The organism is Peribacillus sp. (assembly GCF_059453735.1).
This window is the reverse complement of the sequence record NZ_JAZVJO010000263.1, coordinates 1-6205: the sequence shown is the minus strand read 5'-3', so window position 1 is coordinate 6205 and position 6205 is coordinate 1. Positions and strand designations below refer to the sequence as shown.

7 protein-coding genes, 1 pseudogene and 1 riboswitch are annotated in these 6205 nt (G+C 38.8%); of the genes and pseudogenes, 4 read left to right on the top strand and 4 right to left on the bottom strand.

Annotation, left to right across the window (positions count from 1 at the left end):
- The 4 genes and pseudogenes from AC52RT_RS08310 to AC52RT_RS08295 form a co-directional block, all read right to left on the bottom strand.
- Window positions 1-342: pseudogene (locus AC52RT_RS08310) on the bottom strand (hypothetical protein); the annotation flags it as partial.
- Window positions 329-1006, bottom strand: a complete 678-nt coding sequence (locus AC52RT_RS08305; protein ID WP_495540309.1) for a hypothetical protein — start codon at window positions 1004-1006, stop codon at window positions 329-331. The pseudogene AC52RT_RS08310 and the gene AC52RT_RS08305, both read right to left, overlap by 14 nt.
- Window positions 1007-1011: 5 nt before the next feature.
- Window positions 1012-1311, bottom strand: a complete 300-nt coding sequence (locus AC52RT_RS08300; RefSeq protein ID WP_495540308.1) for an esterase/lipase family protein — start codon at window positions 1309-1311, stop codon at window positions 1012-1014.
- Complete coding sequence (locus tag AC52RT_RS08295; RefSeq protein WP_495540307.1) at window positions 1286-1552, bottom strand: hypothetical protein; 267 nt, start codon at window positions 1550-1552, stop codon at window positions 1286-1288. The genes AC52RT_RS08300 and AC52RT_RS08295 overlap by 26 nt, the downstream gene beginning before the upstream one ends.
- Before the next feature lie 217 nt (window positions 1553-1769).
- Between AC52RT_RS08295 and AC52RT_RS08290 the strand changes: the two genes are divergently transcribed.
- From AC52RT_RS08290 to AC52RT_RS08275, 4 genes are all read left to right on the top strand, one after another.
- Window positions 1770-1979: a hypothetical protein gene (locus tag AC52RT_RS08290; RefSeq protein WP_495540306.1), complete on the top strand. Its 210-nt coding sequence runs from the start codon at window positions 1770-1772 to the stop codon at window positions 1977-1979.
- Between the two features lie 549 nt (window positions 1980-2528).
- A complete protein-coding gene (locus tag AC52RT_RS08285; protein ID WP_495540305.1) occupies window positions 2529-3782 on the top strand; it encodes an ATP-binding protein in 1254 nt (417 codons plus the stop codon).
- Window positions 3783-3858: 76 nt separating this feature from the next.
- Window positions 3859-3960, top strand: a riboswitch (SAM riboswitch).
- An 87-nt stretch (window positions 3961-4047) separates the two neighbouring features.
- Window positions 4048-4785, top strand: coding sequence for a cyclase family protein (locus tag AC52RT_RS08280; protein ID WP_495540304.1), 738 nt, complete (start codon window positions 4048-4050; stop codon window positions 4783-4785).
- Between the two features lie 21 nt (window positions 4786-4806).
- Window positions 4807-5913: a 5-methyltetrahydropteroyltriglutamate--homocysteine S-methyltransferase gene (locus tag AC52RT_RS08275; RefSeq protein ID WP_495540303.1), complete on the top strand. Its 1107-nt coding sequence runs from the start codon at window positions 4807-4809 to the stop codon at window positions 5911-5913.
- Window positions 5914-6205 lie beyond the last annotated feature (292 nt).

Sequence of the window (6205 nt, the reverse complement as noted above, 5' to 3'; positions counted from 1 at the left end):
GGTAACCGTTGGACCAGCTTTTACATCGATGGTTAGGTTATACATACCGGATACTGGGACGTTCGGCAGTGTGCCAAAATAAGTTTCTGTATTTACTTTATTAATGGCAGCGGGATTTTTTACTTCAACTCCTTGTTCGTTAGTAAGGTGAACATCAAATGTTAATGGGGTGCTTGGGCTTCCTTTTACCGGTGATTTGAGGATAAATTGTGCGTCTTTCTGTTTCACTTTTCCGGGCATTTCAAGTATAAGGGGCTCTTTATCATCGATTTTTGCAGTAAGTAAATAGGCACCCTGCTTGGCTTTTGTCTTCATTCGAACAACCCATTCACCAGCTTCCATATTCGTTTGTCTTAACGTATGAACATACGCCAGCTAGGAAAGAGGTTTCTCCTTTTGAAGCCTGCGAAACTAGGAAACGAGGGTAAGTGACTCCTGATGGAGATATTAATTCAATTTCCACATCTGGGCTTGATGTATAGAGTGTGATATGACCATGTTCAGTTGCTTCATTCAGGGAAATAGATTGTTCAATCCATTTATTGGTTTGTAATGGACCGCCGTGAATACGTTGAGTGTGCAGCGTTGAGATATTTTCTTCTTCTTCAACAGGCTGTTCACTTAAACTAGCAATGCCCGCAGTAGACGAAGTCCGCAAATAGGATTCAATTCTTGAAAAAACGGCGGAGCCTGTACGAATATTGTCATGATCATAGTTGGAATCAGTAAATAGATGGGTGCCGTATGGTAATTTTGAACTCCAAACATTGACGAGCCCGTCATTATCACCATAGGAAGAGAGATACAGTCCGCCAAATGATAGAGCGGAAAACGCTGGTCCTTGGTTGGTGCCGGTTAGGGTGTAGTATTTGTTCTTTCTAGAATTCACATGATTGTCTATCGCTGAGCGAAATTCAGCCATCTGGCCAATTTGCAAGGAATAGGTACCTTCATCATTTGCTCCTAGTAGAGAACCGAGCCAGCCAGCGTACCAGCTATAAGCCAAATCAGCTAAATTAGAACCATGATGCGGCGAGGCAAGCGTGATAACTCGTCCAACATATTGGTGCGCACCATAAGAAACAAGAGCACTTGTGTATCTGGACCGCCTTTACTATGAGCGATGATATTCACTTTTTTTCCGCCAAAGTGGACATTGATTTGAGCGAGTTTGGCAGCTAGTAGTTTTCCGTTTTTGTATTGATTGGAAGACCCATTTCCGGCAGCATCATAAAGCTGAACAAAAACAGTTGGATAGCCTGCTTCGTATGCTTTTGTATACATATCATTCACCATGGTATTCCGTTTCACCGTACCAGCTTGTGGAAGACCCGTTTTTCCCTTGAACAAAAACAATCGGCGGTTTACTAGAATTATAATTAGGTGGTGTACTTCCGAGAAACCAATCTCCAGGTGTAAAACTCTCACTTGGAGGTTTTAGTTTGCCATAGGGCTGAATTACTTCAGCTGACGTTTTCGATGATGAATCAATAAACAAATATAATGACATGAATAAAGTAACCACAATCAGTCGAATCCACATTCTTTTCATTAACATTCCTCCTTAATCTATGACTCTCAGTGTTAATTCAGGCGACAAACAAGTAAATCCTCTAATTTTTTCTAAAATGAGAGACTAAGGCTAGCAGGGAATATGGGAAAACAGGCTAAACTGACCGGATTTAAAAAATGATATGGTGCTAGAGATAGAGCGAGTTTCAAGACTGACGGATCACGGCAATGGTTCTGTGCAGAACGGAGGGAAAAGTGTGCAAAGCAGCCAATTTACTGTGCAATTGGGGGTGAAAGCTGTGCATAATATGGAAAAATCTGTGCACTTCAAGCGATTTTCTGTGCAAAAGTGGAAGCAACCTATCGATATAAGAAATACTATTGTAGTTCGTCACAAAGAAAAGACTGCCGAGCGTTTCTCGGCAGCCTTCGGAGAGGATTGGTTAGGGCAGTCTAATGATAGGTAAAGGATATCTGATGTTAAAAATACACCAACAGGAGGCAGGGCATTAGTAGTTTGACTTATTTGGTCATTTGCGGAATGCTGGCTATAGCTGACATCTGTGGTTGCGAGCCAATTTCCATATTCGTTGTAAAGGGGGTGTCTTTGATATAATGTCGGACTCAATGCATGGATCCTCATAGATAGATAGCGTTCTGGCAAATGGGGCATAAGGAGTATTAAAGGTAATCTGATTAAAATTTCATCCTACGTGCCGTTAAAAGGGAGCTGTGTGCGTAGGAAATTAGAAGTCCCGACAATTTGATTGTCAGTAATCGAATTGTTAATAAACTCTCATCGTACAATTGGTCCGCCAACCATAGGATCGCTCCTGTTAGTAACCGAAATAATGCAGTATATGAAAAGGATTCAGAAGTATCCACTGACTATATAAACAAAAAGTATTAACACTGCATTCCAAAAGATGGTTTGTGCTATAATGCCTATACATTCCTAAAATTGGTTTAGTTTAAATTTTCAGACGAGGAATAGTGAGTAGTAAGGGGGGGGCCTTATGTTTAAAGCCGTTGAACCTATTTATGTGTTAACTCAAATATTAATTGTCCTCTTTCCTATTTTTGTTTATCAACTATTTATTAATGATCGTAATAAACCGTATAAAAAAGGACCAGATGTTAAATTGACTCTCATTCTTTTAGCTATGGTTATATTAACCATGTCTTTTCCAGTACGTTTTTCTGAGGGGTATATATATGATTTTAGAATTGTTCCTTTTATTATTGCCTTTTTATACGGAGGAGTAGCTCCAGGGTTACTGACGTTGATCACGTTACTAGTCTTTCGTTTTTTTGTTGGAGGAGAAGGATTTTATCATGTACTCATTTGTTATTCGATAGCCACTGTGATTTTACTCTATTATATGAACCGATATGACGCTCTTCAAATGAAACATAAAATTGTGGTGTCTAGTTCTGTGTTCTGGATAATGACCTTTACATTAGTTATGATTTATTTAAAGACAAAGGAATTTAATCAAATTCCATTTTTGCTGTTTTATTTTTTTATTTCCTGGATTTGTTTATTAATGGTTATCTATACCATTGAGAATGTTCAACAAAAACGAACCATCGATTTAGAACTTCAGCGTGCCGAAAAATTAAACGTAATCAGTCAGCTGGCGGCTTCTGTAGCGCATGAAGTTCGAAATCCAATGACCTCTGTCCGCGGATTTTTACAGCTATTAAATGAAGATGAAGCAAGTACCAAAACACAGAAAAATTATATAACCATCGCGATTGATGAATTGGATCATGCTCAAGGGATTATTAATGATTATTTATCTTTAGCAAAACCACACAATGAAGAGAAAACGCTATTAAATCTTTCTATTGAAGTGAAAAAAGCGATTGAACTCATGACTTCTTTTTCGACTATTCTCGATATAGATATAAAATCAGAACTAGAGGAAAACCTCTACATTCAAGGAAATAGAGGAGAAGTTAAACAGGCCTTAATAAATATTATCAAAAATGGAATAGAATCAATGGATATGGGTGGTTTACTGGACGTGAAGTTGTATAAAGCGGCTGGGTTCGTGTTTATTGAGATTAAAGATACAGGAAAAGGGATGACGGAAAGTCAGTTAAAGAAAATAGGAACGCCTTTTTACACAACAAAAGAAAAAGGGACAGGTATTGGTTTGACGATTACGTACCAGCTCATCCATTCGATGAGAGGATTCATTAGTGTAGAGAGTAAGCTTGGGAAAGGAACCACATTTACGATTACATTCCCTATTAAAAACTAACTTTGTTTTCAGAATAATCTTGACAGTTTGGGTGAGCAGTTGTAAAGTAAACCTATTCACTAACTTAATAGTCACTTTCTTATCAAGAGAGGTGGAGGGACTAGCCCTTTGAAGCCTCAGCAGCAGACTTATTGTAAGTACTGTGCTAATTCTAGTAGCGTAAGCTTGAAGATAAGAAGAGACAGCCTTTTGGCTGAGAACCTCTTCTTTTTTCAGATAGGGGTTTTTTCTTTGTCCTTTTTTTAAAAAAGTCTGGAGGGGTAAAATGACGAATGAATTGAGTAAGGCGTTTGACTTGATTAAACAAAAACAGTGGATTGACCTCACACATACGTTTGGACCGGATTCACCACATTTTGCATCGTTTGAGGAAGCAAAAATAAGTACTCTTTTCAATCATGATGATGGATTTTTCGCCCAAAATTTTTCATTTGCCGGGCAATATGGAACACACATAGATGCCCCCATCCATTTTGTTCGGGACACACGCTTCCTAGAAGAATTAACACTTAAAGAATTAGTCCTCCCGCTTGTTGTTATTGATAAGTCAAAAGAATCCGCTGATAATCATGATTTTTCTTTACGTGCTGTTGATATCTTGGCATTCGAAGCAGAGCATGGAAAGATTGACGAAGGTACATTTGTTGCTTTGAGGACCGATTGGAGTAAACGTTGGCCAAATCAAGAGGCATTCGAAAATAAAGATGAACAGGGAAATAACCATTCACCTGGATGGTCAGTAGAAGCATTAGAATTCTTATTCCAAGAGAGACAAATTAAAGCGATTGGTCATGAAACATTCGATACTGACGCCAGTATTGACTATCAAAAAAACGGTTCTCTATTAGCTGAATATTATGTTCTTGAACAAGATACCTATCAAATTGAATTACTGACAAACTTAGATAAGGTGCCGGCAAAAGGTGCAGTTATTTTTAATATCGTACCGAAACCAGAAAAAGCTTCCGGCTTCCCAGTTCGATCATTTGCTATCCTACCCTAGAAGAGAAAGAAGGAACTCAACATGTCTATTACACTAACAAAAGCACCCTTTAAAGCAGATCACGTTGGGAGTCTATTACGTCCGGAGTCATTAAAGACAGCAAGAAAAGAATTTAAAGAAGGCAAAATAACACTTGAACAATTGCGTGAAATCGAAACAAAGGAAATTAAACGAGTGGTTGATAAACAGATTGAGGTTGGATTAGAAGTTGTCACAGATGGAGAATTTAGACGTACGTGGTGGCATTTTGACTTTTTAGAGCATTTAACTGGAATTGAGGGCTTTATACCAGACACAGGCCTTCAATTCAAGGGAGTAGAAACGGAGAAATACTCTTTACGAAATATAGGGAAAATTTCATTTAATCCTTCTCATCCATTTATTAAAGATTTTATTATCTTTAATGATATCGTTGCCGGTCGTGCTGCCGCTAAACAAACCATTCCCAGCCCAAATCAGTTATTTACAAACGGAACCCGTAATGAAGAAATTTATCCAGACATTGAGGATTATGCGAACGATATTATCAAAACGTACAAAGCTGCATTAAAAGCTTTTTATGATCATGGTGTGAGGTATTTACAGTTAGATGATGTATATATTGCGGGGCTTTCTTCTCCAGAGGTGACCTATCAGGACGGGAAATATTCCAGAGAATATTTAACCGATTTAGCACTAAGAGTGATTAATGAAGTGCTAGAAGGTAAACCCAAGGATTTAGTGGTCACTACTCATTTATGTCGTGGAAATTATCAATCTACCTATCGTTTTGGAGGCAGCTACGAGCTTATTGCACCGACCCTTCTAGCCAAAGAAAAAGTAGATGGATTCTTCTTGGAATATGATGATCATCGTTCAGGAGATTTCGAACCATTAAAACATATTCCGAATGGCGGAGCTCAAGTCGTTTTAGGAGTCGTTACTTCCAAACATGGCGAACTAGAAGATAAAGACGCCATCAAATCACGGATCAAAGAGGCGGCACAATATGTACCACATGAACAATTGTGTTTAAGCCCGCAATGCGGATTTGCTTCAACCCATCATGGAAATAAACTGACAGAAGAACAGCAATGGGAAAAGCTGAAATTCATTGTGAATGTGTCAAAAGAAGTATGGAACGAATAGTCGTTGAAGAGCATCGCACAAGCGGTGCTTCAGTTTGTAGACAAAAGAGGTTCGGAATGGTTTCATTCCGAACCTCTTTTGCATTTTTTGGACCAAATAGGCCTGCGGGAACAAGCTGGTCTAGTGTTACCATTTCAAGTTGGTTTTGGATAATACTCCTTATCACCTCAAAAAAATAGGCCTTTTACTTTTTTAGTTTAGAAAGTCAGTTGATTGAAGTGGAAGGCGTGAAGACTCCTGCGGGAACAGCGGGACAGGTGAGACCCCGCAGGAGCGTAAGCGACGAGGAGGC

What these genes read in the sequence shown, in the direction of transcription:
- AC52RT_RS08295 (WP_495540307.1), bottom strand. Translation starts at nt 1,552, where the DNA reads ATGAAAAGAATGTGGATTCGACTGATTGTGGTTACTTTATTCATGTCA.
- AC52RT_RS08285 (WP_495540305.1), top strand. Translation starts at nt 2,529, where the DNA reads ATGTTTAAAGCCGTTGAACCTATTTATGTGTTAACTCAAATATTAATT.
- AC52RT_RS08280 (WP_495540304.1), top strand. Translation starts at nt 4,048, where the DNA reads ATGACGAATGAATTGAGTAAGGCGTTTGACTTGATTAAACAAAAACAG.
- AC52RT_RS08275 (WP_495540303.1), top strand. Translation starts at nt 4,807, where the DNA reads ATGTCTATTACACTAACAAAAGCACCCTTTAAAGCAGATCACGTTGGG.